Genomic DNA, 17637 nt, shown 5'->3' on the forward strand with positions numbered 1-17637 from the left:
AGTTGATCCATGAAAGATGCTGCAATACAAATCTTAATATATAGACCAGACCCAGATCATCCAGTGCCTGAAGCGCAAAGAGGTGTGGTGGTAAACCCTCACCTAAAACAACGGTTTGCGCAATTTGTGCCAATTGGTGTTTTTTTAGAGGGCTCCGATTTGAGGTATTATTTTTTCGATCAGTGTGATAAATCCCCGAAAATCTATAGTAGTTTGGACGAGCTCAAAACAGACTTACCAAAGGGATCAGACAATACAACTATATTCGAAAAAAACCCGCAGTTATTTATCATGGGGCATGGCAATGGTGGCTATTATGGTCTGGGTAATCGCCATGGCCCAAGTGAGCATTTATATGATGACCATTTTGATAAGCTATTATCGAGCTTTAAACAAACATTACCTAAGCATCGGGGTGAAGTTTTTGTGACCTTAGAAGGCTGTAATACAGATAGTCAGCTTGATGCTGCAGCGAACCAACAGGAGAAAACATTTTTAGAAAGAGTATCAGTAAAGCATCCAGAAATCACATTTGGCGGAACTGGACCATGGAATAGCCAAGATGCCCAGACTGGCTTCCGATCACTTACGCCAGAAGCGCCTATCACATCAATGGCAGGAAATGTCTGGAAAGCAGGAAACAGTATTATTTTTTATCATGGCCCATATCAAGTTGCTGTGCGCAAATCATTATTTGCCTCAACAAAAACGGCTAAAGAATTAAAAGTTAACACTATAGAATATGCACGTGCAATGTTAGGGAAAGACCATGAAGAACTAATAGCGAAAATAGCTTTAAATCGAGATATTCTAAAAATTCAAGATTTAAAAAAAATGGATAGTTTTCCAAAATTGCAACTTCAAGAAGTGAATGCTTCAAAGTTTTTTGAGCAGGAAAGGCAAATTTTAGGGCAAGAGCAAGAACATTATTTAACACGTGTGCGTGATATCTTAAAGCGAGCAGACTCCATAGAGCAACTGAACAATAGAGACATACTAGAGCTTCTCTTAGGTTTAAAAGAACCGTTGGTATTTAAAGATCACGAAGGGTTATTAGAGTCAATTTTAGCTAAAAAAGATTTGTTACGGCTGGCCATGGTAAGTTGTGGCAAAGTCCTTATTGGTGGCCCAAGTAATGATAGCGTCATTGATTTATTATTAAAACATGGCGCTGATATTAATAGCGTGGATAAAAAAGGCATGACGGCTTTGCATTATGCGGTACAAAATTTTTATAATTATAGAGAAGAGCCGCTGAATCTCATTAAAAAATTATTAAAGCACGGTGCTAGTCTTGAAGCGCAAGATAATAAAGGACAAACCCCCATCGAGACAGCGCAAGAACATAGCAAAGATGGAAGAGTCACTGCTAGTGATAAACTTCTAGCCTCTTTGAAACCTGGCAATTTGCCACTCACTCCCTTAAAATTAAAGCAGTCCGTTAGACAGCTATTTCAGATGAGTCAACACAAAGCTGATGAGCTACTTTCATTACCTATTGCGAAACGTGAATATAGCAAATGTAGTGAAGGTACTCTTTATATTCCTGAAGATGTAGTGGAAAAATTACATGGAGTCCTACAATCTGCAAAGGGCAATAATGAACTATTATTGGCATTTGAATCAGAGCTTAATACAGTTACCAGCGCTCTTGAAAGAGGGCTTGGAACTGGAGAGATGATTGATGGCAATGAAGATGAATTTATCCCTAAACGTTTTGATGATGCAAAGCTCAAGCTAGCAACAGTTACAGACGCACTGATTGAGATGAAACAAGCGGCTACTTCAAAAGATGCTGAAGTTAAAGACAAATTTCCAAAGCTAAAGACTTAGTCGCAGCCTTCCTATATGCGATCAATAGAAATCATCTAGAAAAAGAAAGAGAAAAATATAGTCCTTTAGCGATTCCAAACTATGGGAGTCATAAGAGGTGTCTTGAGAGGAAACTGTAATTTCTTATAGTCGCTATTCATAAGAATATCGTGGAAGTACTATTGTGAATCTAGCGCCTTTTAAGAGCGGTGATTGTGTAGCCATGACCTTTCCTGCGTGGAGATTAACAACTTTTTTAACAATAGCTAATCCTAACCCAATATGTTTATCTCCAATTTCGGCGTCTTCGGCAATCGTATATTCAGAAAAAATGTCATCTATACCCTCATCCGGCAGGCCGGGGCCATCATCGTCTACATGAATTAAAACATGACTATCAGTAAGCGAAATGGTTAAAGAAATATGGCGCACGGCAAATTTCATAGCATTGGTAATCAAATTAGTAACAGCGTGTTTTAAAATATTTTCATCTATACATGCTTCCAAGGAATTTAACTCATTAGTCTGAAGTGTAATTTTAAATGCTGATGAATAATAAGGTTCTAGTAACTTTCTTAACCATAATATTATATCTGTCTTTGACTTTTTTAATTTTAATTCGCTAGAATGTATTTTTGAGTAAATCAAAAAAGTGCTGACGATGCGATTTATGTCTGCAATATCTTCTTGTATGCTGTTTATCTGTTTAGTGAGTAATATATCTTTAGCGTTTTTTCTTTTGATACTATCCGTTGCCATTTGTATGGTTGACAGAGGAGTTCTAATTTCATGCGCAACAAATCGGCACATTTGTTTATGTGATTCAATCAGTTCTTTTAAGCGCTTACCCATGTGAATGATATTTATATAAAGTCCATACAAAACAGAGGTGGTGCTTATTTTCTGATGAAAGTCAAAATTCCCTTGACTAAAATTTTTAGTTATCCGATATACCTTTTTCACATTCCTCACAAAAAGCAGTGAGAGAAATGTAATAAAACAAAGGGTTAAGAAAAAGAAAGCCAATATAAAATAATCCATTACATCACTGATTCTTGCCGTAATGGGTAGATAGCTGAGCGGGCCAATTTTAAGTATTTCACCACTAAAACCATAATAGAGAATACCAATTTGTGACGAGTTTTTATTTGTTTCAAACACTAGACGCTTTGTTAATAAAGAATTAACTATATTACTTGGCAAGTATTTACTCCTAGCATCATAAACATGAATTGGGAAGCCATATATTCTTTCAAGCTTTAATGTTTCTTTATCCCACGTATTTTTTGACTTTAATAATAAATGTTCAACAATTTGTTTTAAAGCAGGGTTCATATAATGAAAAATAAATTGGCCTGGATCTGAAAAATAGTAAGCTAATGCATAAGGGGTATTACCAATTTTTTTATATGCTATATGTTCTACAATGACCTCGTTGAGAAATTGATAGGTTTTACCTGATAGGAAAATTATCTCGCCATTATTTAATTGGTTATTTTGCGTTGAAGTAAGTTTTAGACTATCGATTGATACAAGATGAACAACATTATCTGTCTTTTGCTTTATTATTGCATCCCAGTTTGATCTTGGGCTATTAATTAATTCATTTTCTATACTAATTAAAAGTCCTTGTGACATTGTTTTCCCTGCATTAATAACTATCTTTGTCTCAACTGACTTTAAATAGTTAAAAAATGCCAAAACAAAAATTAAAAAAATCACCAAGAACGCAGTCAAAACTTTAATATATACATTAAATTTCATTACCATGCACTCTAAATAAATAGATACCTTTCACAAGAAAAGCTTTTATTTTATGATGCTCTTTATCAAGGAAATCCTAAATTCCTTCTAAGAGTTGCGATTATTGGATCTATCCTCAAATCAATGCCATCATAGGCGCTAATGCAATGAGCCATCTTGTTTATCAATCATTACATATACAGGCATTTAGTCGAAATTCTCTTTGCAAGAATAAAGCACTTTCGTGTTCTTGCCACAAGATTTGATAAATTAAAGCGAAACTATACGTCCATGGTCGCTATGGCACGTGCTCTCCTGTGGTTGCCTATGTAAATTGTCAACAGACCCGTTTAGTCTAGCTTAGCATGAAAGCGCTTTATCTCGTTGGCAAATAGCTCCGGATACTCAATATAAGGTAGATGCCCACAATGATTAAAACAAAAATACTCAGCATTTAGCATATGTTTCGCTAGGAGGTGTACGGTGTCTTTATTAAAAATTAAATCTTCATCAGCGGCCAATATAAGGGCAGGTACTTTAATTTGCTCAATCCAAGCAGTGGAATCAAAATCAGTTAACGCTGCATACTGCCCTTCATAACCTTGCAGAGTAAAGGGGTAAGGATTACTTAATCCTTGTTGTATTAATTGTTCAACTACCCCCGGCTTAGCAAGAAACTGAAAAGAAAAAAGCCAGCTTGCCGAGGATTTAATCAATGTATGAATAGGTGCTTGCGCTTTCAGTAATTCAAGTTGGGCATCTATATAAAGTTGATAAGGGGTTTGAATAGTCATGACAGAATTACTGATGGTTGCTGATTTTACCAACTCAGGATGCGCAAAAGCCAATGTTTGCACAATAAGCCCGCCCATGGAATTACCCACAAAATGCGCTTGTCTAATTTTAAGTCGGTCACATAATTGGACAACATCCTCTGCCATTTCAGCGATGGTATAAGGACCTTCAGGCACATCGGTTTGGCCTGCACCTCGATTATCGATTAAAATCACTCTATACCCATCGGTAAAATGAGGCAGAATTTCTTGCCAAACAGTATGATCAACACTAAAACCAGCGATAAAAATAAGCGCTTCACCAATGCCATGTATTTCGTAATACATGGAAATATTATTTAGTCTTAGCTTGGGCATGAAGGTTAGCCTTTAAATTTTAAATTAATTATTTAATTATTTTAGCCAATTTATAAAGAGAGTAATAAGAATATAAATCTATTTTAAAGCCCAGCTTGAACTTTACGCCGGTATTGCGCTGGGGTCTCACCAGCCCATTGTTTAAAGCGAGCAATAAAACTACTGTCATTACTGTATCCTAAGCATTGGCTTACTTGGGTGACGGAATAACCGCGCTCTAGTAAAGCAAAGGCATGCATTAAGCGCAATTCCAAACGCCACTTTTCAAAGCTCATACCTATTTCTTTTTGGGTGATGCGATTTAACGTACGTGCAGTAATATTAACCATTTGGGCATAATCGTTGACAGATTTTGCTTCGCCAGGTGTTTGTAATATTGCTTGGAAAATCTTATTTAAACGCTTATCTAAAGGTTTTGGTAGGGACAATGGCAAGGTTATGGCTTGATTGATAAAATCAACAATGACTGTTGCTAGCCGAAATTCAGGACTGTCTTTCGTGTAGCCTGGTTTAATAAAACAAAATTTTTCAATCATTAATTTTAATAAAGGTTCAACTTGTAGTATTTGCATCGCATCAGGTAGTTGTAAAAATTGCTTTACATCAATATATAAAGAGCGATAACTCACCTTGCTTGCTGAGTAAACGTCGTGTTTTACATTTGGTGGAATCCATGCTGCTTTGCTAGGTGGTAATAAGAAATAACGGCCCTGGCAATAAAAATGGGTCACCCCACGACTGCAATATAAGAGTTGCCCTTTACGGTGACAATGCTCGCCTGGTGTGGTTGGCTGTTTATCAAAGGCAAACCCAATCACAGGTGCAGCAATTTCATCAGGATCAATGATGTCTTGGACAGTATAGTAAGGCATGTCTTAATTACATTATTTTTTGTCAAAATCAGGATATTAATACGTCTTAATAAAAAATACTATGGGATTTTCATTTCAAGAGGATGTAAGGATGTATATCGATTTAACACTTAGTATGAACCAATTAACTATCGATAAAGAGGTTATCCATGAAAACTATGATGTTTTCTTAAAATCTGGCCACTTTGGCACTCACATTGATATTCATTTAAAAACAGAAATACCGCTAGAGTACATGGAAAATCGGGCTTTATTATTTGATGTAAGTCATGTTAAAGATCGCGACATTGATATCACCGATATTGATTTAGAAGCAATTAAAGCGAAAGATTGTCTTTTATTTAAAACAGATAGAATTAAAGAACATATCTATGGCTCCCAAGCTTATTTTCATAACCATCCACAATTATCAGATGCATTAATTGATGCGTTGATTGCCAAGAAAATTCATATCATTGCCATCGATGCAGCCGGTATTCGGCGTGGCAGAGAACATGCTTTAGCTGATAAGCGCTGTGAAGTCCAAGGGATTTATATTGTTGAGAATATTACTAATCTTGATAATTTAACACGCCAAATAACAGGACCCTTTCTTATACATTTAATGTGGTTAAATTTACCTGGAAAAACAGGCTTGCCTTGTCGCATGGTCGCTAAGTTAGAGAACACTTAATCCTTAGATAACCAACTTAGGGCTGGATTTTTAAACTAATTTAGCAATTTGCAAGCAAAACCTCGCAGGCGATATATAATTAGTAGTAATACTATTTGCAATGGTTTGTTAGTTGTTAGAGGTTAGCAATGATTAATCCACTCGAGTACCAATCTAAGGGCGATAAAGAAAATTCAGCCTATTTTAATGAATATAAAACTAAAATTTATGAAAGAAGGCGAGCATCTGGGCTTGAAGATTTATATGGTGATATGTGCGGGATTGTTGTACAAGTCCAAACAGGGGATGCGATCGATTATCTTAAAGAATTGTATTATATGACGCCTTATCGTTATGTTAGAAGTTATATTAGTGATACACATAAATTTTATTGCCTTGTTAATACAGAAAATGCTCCGGTTTATATTGTACTTGAGCCTTTAGATCCTAATTTCAGGGACGATATCACGCGCCTTAATAAAATGTATCCTTTGGCGCGACCTAAATTTAATGCCCGCTATGTGGGAGAAATTTATCGCTGTAAGGATAAAGATGAAGTACGCAGGATTCTTATCTCCCATGATTTTAATTTCAGCATTCCAGACATGACTGAGAATAAATTTTATTGCAGTAAACACATTCATTTCACTAAATTGTCTGATTTTACTTATAACAGTGTTGGCTATATTGATAGCGATATTTTCGATTTTGATAGTCTAGAATTAGGGCAGCGTTTTTTTCTTACGCCTGAACAAGAAGCAATACTGAATGAGGCAGACCTTTGGAGTGAAAAACAAGGGACAAAAAGTTTATTAAAGGGTATCGATCATATGGCTACCCGAATTTTAGCAGGTGAGCGAGAAGATGCCATTTTAGAATTTTTATGCTTGTCTAATTATTATTTTTGGGGTGCTTACAATATTTATGACATGAATTCATCAACGAATGTCAATCGGACGCCGCATGGCAATGATATTCGTTCACCGGCAAAAGTATTTACTGCCAATAATACGCCTTACATGGTTAATTCGTTTGAGAATCTGCCTATGCCTACTGAAACATTCGTACGCAACTATGGCAGACGTATGCACCATGTTGCTTATGAAATAAGTGATGGTGATCATAGTTCTGGCAAAAAGAATATTGATTTTGTCGTCAATACTTTAAAAAATAATTTACCCATTCACTTCTTAGCGCAAGTTTTTGGTACTTGTACCGATGTGCCCGATTTAAAGCAGATATTTTCTAAACACTCGCAATATTCTTTATTGATTACAGAATATGTTGAACGATGCCATGGGTTTGATGGGTTCTTTACCAAAGAAAATGTTGCAGCCTTAACCGATGCAGCAAGCTTGGATGAAAGCTTAGATCACTATCATCGTACACTTGGTGATTAAAGTTAGGTTAAGTTTTGCATATTTTTAATCACATATTCTGCGCCGTATTGGTTTAGGTGATCACCATTAAAATAGTAAGGAAGTTCGGCATCACGCGCATAGCATTTGCCATCAGTGCAAAATAAAGGACGAGGATCGAATAATTTTACTGCAGGAAATTCTCTTAATAAATCATCAATCACTTTATCATAGGGTGCTATGCGCTTTTGGTAAGTCGCAAAATCTATCCAGCAATTGTTGCGAATGGGGCGAAAGGATAAACGAATAGGCCGTAATTTAAAGCAAGTGTTAATATTAAAATCTAAGTCAGGTATATCTTTTAAAAAGATGACCTCTTTATGGGATGCCAGAATAGTAGCAATTAAGCGTCGACCATTTTCTTGAAAACTGATCACTTCTTTTGGCTCAAGAGGCTTTGCTTGTCGCCAATGGCCCTTCGCAATAGCAAAGCCGCCTGTCATTAGATAAGACCAATAACCCGATAAATAAACTTTTTTGATGCTTTTGTTTGTCTTTAAAAATGCCAAAATAGCATCGTATTTTTTTTGACAATCGCCTTTTAGTAGGCGATGATTGGCAAAAGGAAGGCATGAAGGTTGAACAATCATTAACACGGAATGGTTAGAAAACTGCCGCCAAATAGCATTGCGATAATGCGCTGTATGGGAATCACCCATAAACAGGATATCAGGTAAGGTATTTTTAGAGAGTTTACAGCCCACATTAAATGAAAGTTGGCTAAATTCAGGAATTAATTGGCTGCAATCAAAATCATCTACTAAAGGTAAAGGATTGCTGATTAAATCGACAATTTTGCTCACTTGAGCTGGTTTAAAGATTAAGCCAGAGTGCTGATAAATACCTCCACCTAAACCACCGACAATACTCATTAAAATAAGTAAGATAATCGTTTTTTTTTGGTTATAAGCACCGAATCGCACCGGCTTTTCAATAAATTTATAGGTTAACCACGCGAAAATAATAGCTACACCGACACCTAATAGGTTTAATGCTTTACTGGGGTTAAGCTCGGTAATTTTTATAAAAGATAAAATAGGCCAGTGCCATAAGTAGAGAGGAAAACTAATTAAGCCGATCCATACCATGAAGCGGTTGGCTAATAAAGTGCGATTTAGCCAGGCTTGGGGTCCAGCAGCAATTAATAATAGTGCACCGCCGCAGGGTAATAAAGCCCAGCCCCCCGGAAAAGACATCGTTTTTTTAACTTTAAAATGAGCATACATGATTAAAGCAAAACCTATTAAGGCAAGCACATTGTTTAAAAAATTGGGGTTGGCAATTAGAGTATTATGTTTAAAGAGGGTTTTTAAAAAATGATGTAGCTTTAGTTTTAAGTTCTTAAATTCGTTGTGCTTATATAAATTAACCCAAGCTAACAAACTGCCACATATTAATTCCCAAAAACGAGTTTGTGGCATATAAAAAGTGGCAATCGCATCTTGGTGAATGGTTTTCATGTTAAGGCTGAAAGAAAGCAGGATAACAAAAGCCAAAATCGCAAAGATGTTTAATCGCTTCTTGAAAGAAAACCAGAGTAAGAGTGGCCAAATAAGGTAAAATTGTTCCTCTATGCCTAAACTCCATAAGTGTAATAAGGGTTTATAATAGGCTGCTTTATCAAAATAACCTGCTTCTTGCCATAAAATAAAATTAGAAATAAAGCTTGCACCCGCTGCAATGTGTTTGCCTAATTCTTTAAATTCTGTGGCAAACAAGATAACCCAGCCTAATAATAAGCTGCTAACTAGAACAGTTAATAAGGCAGGAAATATCCTTCTAATTCGCTTGGCATAAAAGTCTCGTAGACTAAAACAATTGTTTTCTAAGTTTTCCAATAAAATAGTAGAAATTAAAAAACCAGAGATGACAAAAAAAATATCAACGCCAATGAATCCGCCAGGTAAACTATGGGGAAGGGCATGAAACACCACAACTGAAATAACCGCTAACGCTCGTAAACCATCGATATCGGCCCGATACTTAGTAGAGGAACTTTTTAAATAATTGTTTTTCATCGTTCTATTTTTATTAGTTATTAACTAAAACCTTTTTTTCGGCTCAAATAAGTTTAAAGGGCCTACAGCAAAGCATCTTGATCACCAATTTCTTAGCTTTTTAGAATAATTCTCTGGCAATAACATGTTAATTGTAAAATATTTTAGGGCAATCAAATAGGTTTTTGCTTTTTATCATGCAATCTATTTTGTTTCTGCTAAGCTCCAAGTTAAGACCCTTTAAAATTTAAGCGCATGATGAGTTCAGTTTTGGAGGCTTTAACCCCCTTTATTAATGAATTAAAAGCATTAAATGTTCAAGAACATGATGATATTTTTAATATGCAAAAGGTTTCATCCATTGTGCAATTCTGGGTGAACCAAAGTGATTGGTTAGAAGAGCGATTTAAAACAGTCGATACCTCTGAAGGTTTTAAATCATGGTTAATCTATGAAGAATCTAATCATTGTTTAGCAGTAAATTTAGTGGCCTGGGAGCCTGGACGCGAAATTTCACCGCATGATCATCGCACTTGGGCTGTAGTGGGATGTGTGAGTGGTATTGAAGAAAATTACTTTTGGAGGCGACTCGATAATGGTTTAATACCCGGCTATGCTGACATTGAAAGGCAAGAGCCGCCAATTATATGCCATCCTGGTGATGTTATCACCATACAAGCTAATCAAATCCATAGTGTCGTTAATATTGCAAGCGTAACGGCTGTCTCATTGCATGTGTATGGCAAAAATTTAAATTATACCAACCGATGCAAATATGACCCGGTTAATAAAACAGCTGAGCATTTTGTCATTGATTTTAATCAATAAACTGTTTGAAGCAAGCGCCTTAAGACTATAAATTAAATAAAAAAGCGGGCTGTTATATTGACATATCGCAAAATTACGATATAATAACTGGTATGAATATCGTACTTATATTGAAAGCGCTTTCTAATGAAAGGCGGTTGCAAATTATTGAATGGCTAAAAGAGCCCGCTAAGCATTTTAGCTCCTCGCATTGTGATGTGAGTGTAGATGGCGTTTGTGTTGGGCTTATTGAAAAGAAAGCCGGTTTATCGCAATCCACTATCTCAGCTTATTTATCTCAATTGCACCAAGCGGGCCTTATTACTATGGAGCGCCGAGGCCAGTGGACTTATTGTAAATTAAACCAACCTTTTATTGAGAAATTTTTACAGGAGTTTAAGACTAAGATATAAAATTTTTTAACTATTTATATCGATAATTTGCGATATTTAGAAATTATTTAGGAGATGCACATGGTTAACGTAAATATTCTTTTAGAATCGTTTAAGCTTAATGAAATAATTGAGCTTAAAAATCGTATTGTGATGGCACCTATGACCCGCAATAAAGCAACCGATGATTTAAGTCCTACTTCCGAGATGGCCACCTATTATGCAAGACGTGCGGATGCAGGATTGATTATTACTGAAGGCACTATTATCCGTCCTGATGGCCGAGGTTATAGCAATACCCCTGGCATTTACACTGACCAGCAGATAGCAGGATGGCAGAAGATTACGCAAGCAGTGCATCAAAATAAGGGTAAGATTTTTTTACAAATTTGGCATGTGGGCCGGGTTTCTCATCCTATTTTTTTAAATGGCTCTTTACCCATCTCTGCTTCTGAAACGCAAATGAGTAGCCGGGTGCGCAGAGCTGATGGGGAACTTTATTATGGCAAATCAAGAGCACTTTCCTTGGCAGAAATTAAAGACTTAGTCAGCAGTTATGCAAAAGCAGCTAAGAATGCGCTTAAAGCCGGTTTTGACGGCATTGAAATCCATGGCGCTAATGGCTATTTAATTGATCAGTTTTTACATTACTCAACAAATAAGCGCCAAGATGCTTACGGTGTTGAACCAGAAAATCTGGCTCGGTTTGCACTAGAGGTTGTTGATGCTTGTATAGCAGAAATTGGTCGTGAGCGAGTAGGAATTAGGCTATCACCTGGTGCTTATTTAAATGAGATTGTAGGTGACAGACGCGATTCGATAGTTTTTCAATATTTATTAGCGCAGTTAAGTGAGAAACAAATTGCTTATCTACATACCGGGAACTTCGATGATGAGACGCGCTTTCCAGAACTTAATCATAAAACAATGACTGAGTTTATGCGGATGCATTTTAAGGGCCATTTAATTGCCAGTGGCGGTTATACCGTGCAAAAGGCAATTAAGCAAATGCTTGCCAAGCAGTTTGATTTGATTGCCTTTGGCAGACCTTTTATTGCTAATCCTGATTTGGTTAGCCGAATAAAAAACGCCGCTAACATGCATTCATATGATGCAGCAATGTTAGAAACATTAGTTTAATTACCTCTAAAAATAAAGCATGCTATGAACACTTTAAATTTTAATAATATTTTAATTCCTGCTGCCATTGGTTTTGGCATCTTTCAACTCAGTGGCAAGGAACTTATCGATAATATTATTTATGCTCTTTAGCAAGGTTATAGACATTATTTGGAGCACTTCAAGAAAGTGCTCTGCTGCTTTGTACTAATTTTTGGCAATGCAAAGGTTATTTTCTTGCATACGGATCTTTAATTCAGCCATTATAAATTCACCTTGTAATGCGCTACTAAGAATTTCATTAGAAGCCATATAACTTACTTTAATAGTCAACCCTAGATTCTCGTTAGCATTTACTAGTTCTTGTCCTGCGTGCTGAAGTCGATTAAGAACTATCATACAACCTTCTTCTTTAGTAAAAGGCAATAAAAAAAGCATACTCTCATCTAACCGTGAGGCGAGATCACTTTCTCTAATGACCTGACGCAAATTGGTAAAAATTTTTCCAATGAACTCAGAAGACTGTTCTTTTTTAACTTCTTCTCGGTTATTAACATCTATTTGTAGCATCATGACACTAAAGTGAAGTAAACCGTAACGTTCTGATAGTTTCGTATACCAATTTAAAATGGACAGAAAAACAGGATAATCGGTCATCTTAAAATATTGGCCAAAGCTTGCGTAGAAACTATTTTCTATTCCAAGTACGACATACTCACCCTGACGTGTTAAATGATAATCATATAAGGGTTTTCTGATAAATTCGCTAGAAGCTGAAGTGCGATGACAACTTAAGCAAACTAATTCAAGTATAGGTTCGGCAAAAAAATGACCACAAGCGTTACATAATTTGTTTTCAATAGGCTTTTCGTAATCAACACCGGGTGCCTCAAGCTTAATATGGCAATTACTACAAATTAATCGTTCTTGACGTAAAAACTCAGGTACAGGAGCGATTTGGCCGCAAGCAAAGCAATGCACAAATTGTTGGGGTTTAAAATTGGTTGAACGACAATTTGGACATGACTTTCTTAAATTAAGTAAACCAGAATCACACGCCGGGCAGGTTTCAATTTCATCAATAACATCACTATGTGCAAGTAGATTTCTAGTGACTAAACTCTCTAAGAATTTCCAATTATCAACTTCTAAATTGTCCTTAAAAAGGATATTTAATAGTGGGTAATCATACACAAAAGGAGATTTATCGCTTTTATAACCTTTTACAGGACAATGAGGACGCGAATATAGATAAGCCAATAATATTGATTCTCTATTGGGTGATTGAAAAGTTAAAGGCGAAATATTGTGGATACGTTCATAAATTTTGTTAGCACTGTTGATAAGATTATCATCAGCAGGCCCAGCAAAGAGGTGTCTTAGGTGAGGTGGTACGTCATCATGATAATAAACAGGGGTAAAACGATAACTGGCTCTGCTCCTTATTTCTTTGAGCAAATCAATCCAATTTTGCTGAGAATTTTTAGATAAGACTAAGGCAAAAGGTGGCTTATCCGGCAAGTTCATAATAGAGATAGCTTCGTCAACGCCTAGAGGAAAAAGGCGCTTAATTTGGGTATTTTTAATAATCCAAACAGTTTGCTGGCTCATCCATTTACTCCGTCTATTCCTTTGAATCTAATCAAACTGCTATTAGTTATTGCTTTATTTCTTCTATGGCTATAATTTTAGCACTCTTTTCATTAAAGTATTTTAAACTATACAATTTGAACTGGATTTATCAGGATGATGAAAGAAAAACGTGCTAACAATAGCAGACAGCGTTAAAAATTCCATCAATAGAAGGCGCATTCAGAGTGCTCATTAACCGTTAAGCATCATCAGAATCACCCCGTTCATTATGAACGGGTAAGGAAAGATCAGGCGCAATGGAATTACCTGAGATTCTGCGGGAATCACTAGCCCATTCACCTAGGTCAATTAGCTTGCAGCGCTCAGAGCAAAAAGGCCTAAACGCATTAGCAGCGCTCCAAATCTTAAGTTTTCCGCAGGTAGGGCATGCAATTTCTTTAACTTTATTCATCGTCATTTTACAAAATTGTCCTATAACTAATTATGTGGTACAGATTAATCCTTTTCAATGGCTAAAATGGCTTAGTTTTATATTATATACTTAGTTACCGATCTTTTACTTATTTAGTACTACTTAAGGGAGTAAAATAGCATGGAGCACCGAGTTGTTATTATAGTAACCAATACGCCTGAATATGAAGCGGTAGGCTATAGGACCGGTTTATGGCTAAGTGAGTTAACCCATTTTTGGCATGTGTTAGCTAAGGCTGGCATAAAAATGGATATTGCAAGTCCTTTAGGCGGGTTTGTACCCTTAGATCCAGAAAGTTTGATGTTACCACAAGCTGGATTTAATTTAGGTTTCAAAGGAACAGTTCACCAATATTATAAAAACCGTGACTTTATGAATTTATTAAGCAATTCGTTAAATCTCAGCGACATTAATCCAGCAAATTATAGCGCTCTTTATCTGACTGGTGGTCACGGCGTTTGCTTTGATTTTCCGAAAAGTAAGGCCTTAGCGGATTTAATAAGCCAATTTTACACTGCTAACAAAATTATAGCTGCTGTTTGCCATGGTCCTGCTGGATTATTAGAATCTAAATTAAGCACAGGTCATTATCTAATTGAGGGAAAAGAGCTAACTTGCTTTTCTTGGCGAGAAGAAAAATGGGCAAAACGTGCGCAAGCGGTTCCTTTTAATTTGGAAGAGGAATTAACCAAACGGGGTGCTAAATACAGCAAAGCTAAAATTCCTTTTCAAAAGCACCTAGTAGAAGATGGGCTTCTTATTACTGGGCAAAATCCTGCTAGTGCAAAGGGTGTAGGTGAAGCGGTGTTAAAAAAACTAATCTAGCGAGATATTTTAAGTGTCACATCGTTAATGATTAGAGTGAATAATTGTTTTTTATAAGGTTTGATTTAGATGAGTATTTGGATTGACGGCGATGCTTGCCCTAAAGCAATTAAACAAATTTTATTTCGTGCAGCCATAAAACGCGGTGTCCTTGTTACAATGGTTGCAAACCATTATGCAATGATTCCTGCATCGCCTTTCATTAAACGTGTTATCGTCACAGCGGGTTTTGATAAAGCTGATAGCTACATTGTTGATCATTTGCAGAGCAAAGAACTGGTCATTACCTCTGATATCATTTTGGCGGATCATGTGATTGCAAAGCAAGCTTATGCGCTTAATCCACGTGGTACACTATACTCAGCTAATAATATAAAACAGATTTTAAGTATCCGAAATTTAAATGAGTCGTTGCGCGACAACGGTTTAATTGGCGGGGGAGCAGACAAATTAAGTAATAAAGAAATCCAAAATTTTTCTAATCAGTTAGATCGATTTATCAGCAACATGTCTAAATAACTAGGTCATTTAAGCAACCGACAAAAACTAGCTATCTTATAGTCTGCTCTATCGCCATTCTCTGTTAACTAAATATTGGGGATTGGGGACGAACATTAATTTCCGTTTGCTTATCTGCTGACGAGCAATTGTTAAACACACTTAAGTTAACTAAAGCGCTATAGGCAGAATTTTGCAACATTACTCCATCGTTTACTTGTTGGCTTGGGAATTGGTTTCGTAATGGATTAATTATCTCATTGACTGACCTCAATGTTTCAGGTGAAAAAAGATTGGCATTTCTTTCTAATACCGCTTGTGCTTGTATATAATAATGCCTTGCCTCAGCTTGATTTTCTGCTGCTAATTCTTGTGCTAGCACACAGGAAGCTTTAATTAGATTAAATATTATTTTTTCTTGCAATGCTAATGGTCGTGTCTCTTCTGCAGGCCAGTCATCTAAGATAGATAAAGCTTTATTCGCTAAAAAAATAGCTTCAGAATATTGTTTATTCTGTAAACACGTAATAATTAAATTAGAATAGATAGGAAGTTTTTGAGTAATATGGGTTGCAGAAAGATAATCTAGATTGTAAATTTCTAAAGCCTTTTGATAAGCGTCAATTGCCTGTGGAAGATTCTTTTTCCTAAAATAGGTATTACCGACTGCTTTGAAACTTATTGCTAAGTAAGATAATAACTCTTTAGTGTCTTTACGCTCTTTACTAAAGGATGTTGGTAACATGTTATGCGCTTCAGTTAAACGCGTTTGAATCTTATTTAATCTTTCTACTATTTTATCAAGAGGAGTTTTTGTAAGCATAACTTGGTTAGATTCATTATGATAATCAGCAAAAATTTTACGAGCTTCTTCATAATTTTGCCGTGCTTTGATTTCTTTTAACATCTCAATAATAGTGAACTGCTCTTTAGCATTATTGGTTGATTTATAAGCAGTTTCGAGCTTTGTTTTTGCTATCTCAAGTGCATCAACAAACGATTTCCTGACCTCTTCAGCTTCACTTATCAACGCTTTTTTATGATCACTTAGATGGGCTATAACACTATGTAAATATTCTTCTGAATCAAAGTAATAAATATCATTATTCAATATCGCCATATGTTTAAATAATGCATCAATGCGGTCTATACCATCTTCAATACCGTGAGCAAGATAATAATCAAAATCAATTTGAGCATCGCCTAAAGCTATGACAGTCGGTAAACCTTCACCTTTATAGGAAACATCTTTTAGTGCTTGTGCATTCATCGGAAATGCTAAAAAATCAGGTTTTTGTTTGGATGACGGCAAATGTTGATAGTGAATAGGTTTTGTATAACTTTCTAGGACAGTTTGTACCCATTTATCATAGTTTTCCTTTGCTAAAGGATCTGGTGCGTGCAGATATAAGCAAATCTTATCTTTTCCAAATTCCATGCCATAACAACGAGGCAATTTAAATTCTTTCCAACCTAACTTACGCAATTCGATTATGGAACGAGTAAAAGAGAGTGGATCGATGGATGTTGGATCATCAACAATACGCTCCATATTGAAATTAAAATGGTACCAATCAATTTGGCTCATTTTAACATAAGCGAGAAAATGATTATGTACAGGTGGTTCCGTAATAGGTATCAATTGAAAAGGGGAGTTAGAGGTAATTTTATTGACTGCATTTATCACTTCACGTCGTGTGCCCGTACAGTCAAAAACATAATCCGCTTCAATAATTTCTTCACCATTCTCCGTTTCCACAACAACACCTGGCTTTTGGGTATTTTTATGCAAACGTATAAAGCGTTTATTTTCAATTTGAATGCCTAAATTTTTTGCTTCTTTATATAATATTTTTTCTAGGTCTTTGATATGTCCAACTTTATTTTCTGGCCAGAAATCCTCTTTTAAACCTTTTTGTGCTCTTTCAAAAACACTAGCATTTAAATGACCTGGACGGGTATAATTTCCAGCTCGTGGATCATAAATGACAATATTTCTTAATCCTTTTTTTCTAAATTTAATTGCAGTATATAAACCAGCAGGGCCTGCACCAATAATCATGACTTTTTTCATAATGCTCCAAAAACAACCAAAGTGAATTTTGACGTATTTAAAAAAAGGGGATTATATTTTGCAAAGATTAAGAAAATATTAAAAAGCTTCGATTTGATCTTCACTGGGTTCAAATAAGTGGATATTAAGACACATCTATTCTAACAAACCTTCTTTAGAGCTCATTGATAATGAACGATATATATTAGTAGCTGCCTAAATAGAATTAGCTT

The 17637-nt window shown here is 35.9% G+C and carries 15 protein-coding genes and 1 pseudogene; 9 read left to right on the forward strand and 7 right to left on the reverse strand.

Annotated elements, in window-relative coordinates:
* Window positions 1–9 precede the first annotated feature (9 nt).
* A complete protein-coding gene (locus ACQUW5_RS00510) occupies window positions 10–1833 on the forward strand; it encodes an ankyrin repeat domain-containing protein (protein ID WP_444988962.1) in 1824 nt (607 codons plus the stop codon).
* A gap of 132 nt (window positions 1834–1965) precedes the next feature.
* Here ACQUW5_RS00510 and ACQUW5_RS00515 read toward each other — a convergent pair whose 3' ends face one another.
* Complete coding sequence (locus ACQUW5_RS00515; protein WP_444988964.1) at window positions 1966–3576, reverse strand: sensor histidine kinase; 1611 nt, start codon at window positions 3574–3576, stop codon at window positions 1966–1968.
* Between the two features lie 171 nt (window positions 3577–3747).
* On the opposite strand from ACQUW5_RS00515, the pseudogene ACQUW5_RS00520 reads away from it, so the two are divergent.
* A pseudogene (locus ACQUW5_RS00520) lies at window positions 3748–3888 on the forward strand (IS5/IS1182 family transposase); the annotation flags it as partial.
* 17 nt (window positions 3889–3905) lie between these two features.
* Here ACQUW5_RS00520 and ACQUW5_RS00525 read toward each other — a convergent pair.
* Both ACQUW5_RS00525 and ACQUW5_RS00530 read right to left on the reverse strand, forming a co-directional pair.
* A complete protein-coding gene (locus ACQUW5_RS00525; RefSeq protein ID WP_444988966.1) occupies window positions 3906–4706 on the reverse strand; it encodes an alpha/beta fold hydrolase in 801 nt (266 codons plus the stop codon).
* 83 nt (window positions 4707–4789) lie between these two features.
* The gene (locus tag ACQUW5_RS00530; RefSeq protein ID WP_444988968.1) at window positions 4790–5578 is read right to left on the reverse strand and encodes an AraC family transcriptional regulator; all 789 of its coding nucleotides are present in this window, start codon (window positions 5576–5578) and stop codon (window positions 4790–4792) included.
* A gap of 91 nt (window positions 5579–5669) precedes the next feature.
* On the opposite strand from ACQUW5_RS00530, the gene ACQUW5_RS00535 reads away from it, so the two are divergent.
* Entirely contained in the window at window positions 5670–6251 is a 582-nt protein-coding gene (locus ACQUW5_RS00535) for a cyclase family protein (RefSeq protein ID WP_444988970.1), read from the forward strand.
* 128 nt (window positions 6252–6379) lie between these two features.
* Window positions 6380–7630 carry a hypothetical protein gene (locus ACQUW5_RS00540; RefSeq protein ID WP_444988972.1) on the forward strand — a complete coding sequence of 417 codons (1251 nt, stop codon included), beginning with the start codon at window positions 6380–6382 and terminating at the stop codon, window positions 7628–7630.
* 2 nt (window positions 7631–7632) lie between these two features.
* Here ACQUW5_RS00540 and ACQUW5_RS00545 read toward each other — a convergent pair whose 3' ends face one another.
* Window positions 7633–9666 (reverse strand): acyltransferase family protein, encoded by a 2034-nt coding sequence (locus ACQUW5_RS00545; RefSeq protein ID WP_444988974.1) that lies wholly within the window; start codon window positions 9664–9666, stop codon window positions 7633–7635.
* A gap of 234 nt (window positions 9667–9900) precedes the next feature.
* Between ACQUW5_RS00545 and ACQUW5_RS00550 the strand changes: the two genes are divergently transcribed.
* The 3 genes from ACQUW5_RS00550 (at window position 9901) to ACQUW5_RS00560 (ending at window position 11984) form a co-directional block, all read left to right on the forward strand.
* The gene (locus ACQUW5_RS00550; RefSeq protein WP_444988976.1) at window positions 9901–10473 is read left to right on the forward strand and encodes a cysteine dioxygenase family protein; all 573 of its coding nucleotides are present in this window, start codon (window positions 9901–9903) and stop codon (window positions 10471–10473) included.
* A gap of 92 nt (window positions 10474–10565) precedes the next feature.
* On the forward strand, window positions 10566–10865 hold the full coding sequence (locus ACQUW5_RS00555; protein WP_444988978.1) for an ArsR/SmtB family transcription factor: 300 nt from the start codon (window positions 10566–10568) through the stop codon (window positions 10863–10865).
* 60 nt (window positions 10866–10925) lie between these two features.
* The gene (locus ACQUW5_RS00560; protein ID WP_444988980.1) at window positions 10926–11984 is read left to right on the forward strand and encodes an alkene reductase; all 1059 of its coding nucleotides are present in this window, start codon (window positions 10926–10928) and stop codon (window positions 11982–11984) included.
* Window positions 11985–12170: 186 nt separating this feature from the next.
* Here the strand turns inward: ACQUW5_RS00560 and ACQUW5_RS00565 are convergent, their stop codons facing one another.
* Both ACQUW5_RS00565 and ACQUW5_RS00570 read right to left on the reverse strand, forming a co-directional pair.
* A complete protein-coding gene (locus tag ACQUW5_RS00565; protein WP_444988981.1) occupies window positions 12171–13574 on the reverse strand; it encodes a TackOD1 domain-containing metal-binding protein in 1404 nt (467 codons plus the stop codon).
* Between the two features lie 220 nt (window positions 13575–13794).
* Complete coding sequence (locus tag ACQUW5_RS00570; protein WP_444988983.1) at window positions 13795–14007, reverse strand: DNA gyrase inhibitor YacG; 213 nt, start codon at window positions 14005–14007, stop codon at window positions 13795–13797.
* Window positions 14008–14148: 141 nt separating this feature from the next.
* Here ACQUW5_RS00570 and ACQUW5_RS00575 point away from each other — a divergent pair, with 141 nt between their 5' ends.
* Complete coding sequence (locus tag ACQUW5_RS00575; RefSeq protein WP_444988985.1) at window positions 14149–14853, forward strand: type 1 glutamine amidotransferase domain-containing protein; 705 nt, start codon at window positions 14149–14151, stop codon at window positions 14851–14853.
* Between the two features lie 69 nt (window positions 14854–14922).
* The gene (locus ACQUW5_RS00580) at window positions 14923–15372 is read left to right on the forward strand and encodes a YaiI/YqxD family protein (RefSeq protein ID WP_444988987.1); all 450 of its coding nucleotides are present in this window, start codon (window positions 14923–14925) and stop codon (window positions 15370–15372) included.
* A gap of 64 nt (window positions 15373–15436) precedes the next feature.
* On the opposite strand, the gene ACQUW5_RS00585 is transcribed toward ACQUW5_RS00580, so the two are convergent.
* Window positions 15437–17425 (reverse strand): tetratricopeptide repeat protein, encoded by a 1989-nt coding sequence (locus tag ACQUW5_RS00585; protein ID WP_444988989.1) that lies wholly within the window; start codon window positions 17423–17425, stop codon window positions 15437–15439.
* Window positions 17426–17637: the final 212 nt, after the last annotated feature.

The organism is Legionella pelazae (assembly GCF_052527395.1).

What these genes read in the sequence shown, in the direction of transcription:
- ACQUW5_RS00530 (WP_444988968.1), bottom strand. Translation starts at nt 5,578, where the DNA reads ATGCCTTACTATACTGTCCAAGACATCATTGATCCTGATGAAATTGCT.
- ACQUW5_RS00515 (WP_444988964.1), bottom strand. Translation starts at nt 3,576, where the DNA reads ATGAAATTTAATGTATATATTAAAGTTTTGACTGCGTTCTTGGTGATT.
- ACQUW5_RS00555 (WP_444988978.1), top strand. Translation starts at nt 10,566, where the DNA reads ATGAATATCGTACTTATATTGAAAGCGCTTTCTAATGAAAGGCGGTTG.
- ACQUW5_RS00540 (WP_444988972.1), top strand. Translation starts at nt 6,380, where the DNA reads ATGATTAATCCACTCGAGTACCAATCTAAGGGCGATAAAGAAAATTCA.
- ACQUW5_RS00575 (WP_444988985.1), top strand. Translation starts at nt 14,149, where the DNA reads ATGGAGCACCGAGTTGTTATTATAGTAACCAATACGCCTGAATATGAA.
- ACQUW5_RS00550 (WP_444988976.1), top strand. Translation starts at nt 9,901, where the DNA reads ATGATGAGTTCAGTTTTGGAGGCTTTAACCCCCTTTATTAATGAATTA.
- ACQUW5_RS00510 (WP_444988962.1), top strand. Translation starts at nt 10, where the DNA reads ATGAAAGATGCTGCAATACAAATCTTAATATATAGACCAGACCCAGAT.
- ACQUW5_RS00580 (WP_444988987.1), top strand. Translation starts at nt 14,923, where the DNA reads ATGAGTATTTGGATTGACGGCGATGCTTGCCCTAAAGCAATTAAACAA.
- ACQUW5_RS00535 (WP_444988970.1), top strand. Translation starts at nt 5,670, where the DNA reads ATGTATATCGATTTAACACTTAGTATGAACCAATTAACTATCGATAAA.
- ACQUW5_RS00560 (WP_444988980.1), top strand. Translation starts at nt 10,926, where the DNA reads ATGGTTAACGTAAATATTCTTTTAGAATCGTTTAAGCTTAATGAAATA.
- ACQUW5_RS00565 (WP_444988981.1), bottom strand. Translation starts at nt 13,574, where the DNA reads ATGAGCCAGCAAACTGTTTGGATTATTAAAAATACCCAAATTAAGCGC.
- ACQUW5_RS00570 (WP_444988983.1), bottom strand. Translation starts at nt 14,007, where the DNA reads ATGAATAAAGTTAAAGAAATTGCATGCCCTACCTGCGGAAAACTTAAG.
- ACQUW5_RS00545 (WP_444988974.1), bottom strand. Translation starts at nt 9,666, where the DNA reads ATGAAAAACAATTATTTAAAAAGTTCCTCTACTAAGTATCGGGCCGAT.
- ACQUW5_RS00585 (WP_444988989.1), bottom strand. Translation starts at nt 17,425, where the DNA reads ATGAAAAAAGTCATGATTATTGGTGCAGGCCCTGCTGGTTTATATACT.
- ACQUW5_RS00525 (WP_444988966.1), bottom strand. Translation starts at nt 4,706, where the DNA reads ATGCCCAAGCTAAGACTAAATAATATTTCCATGTATTACGAAATACAT.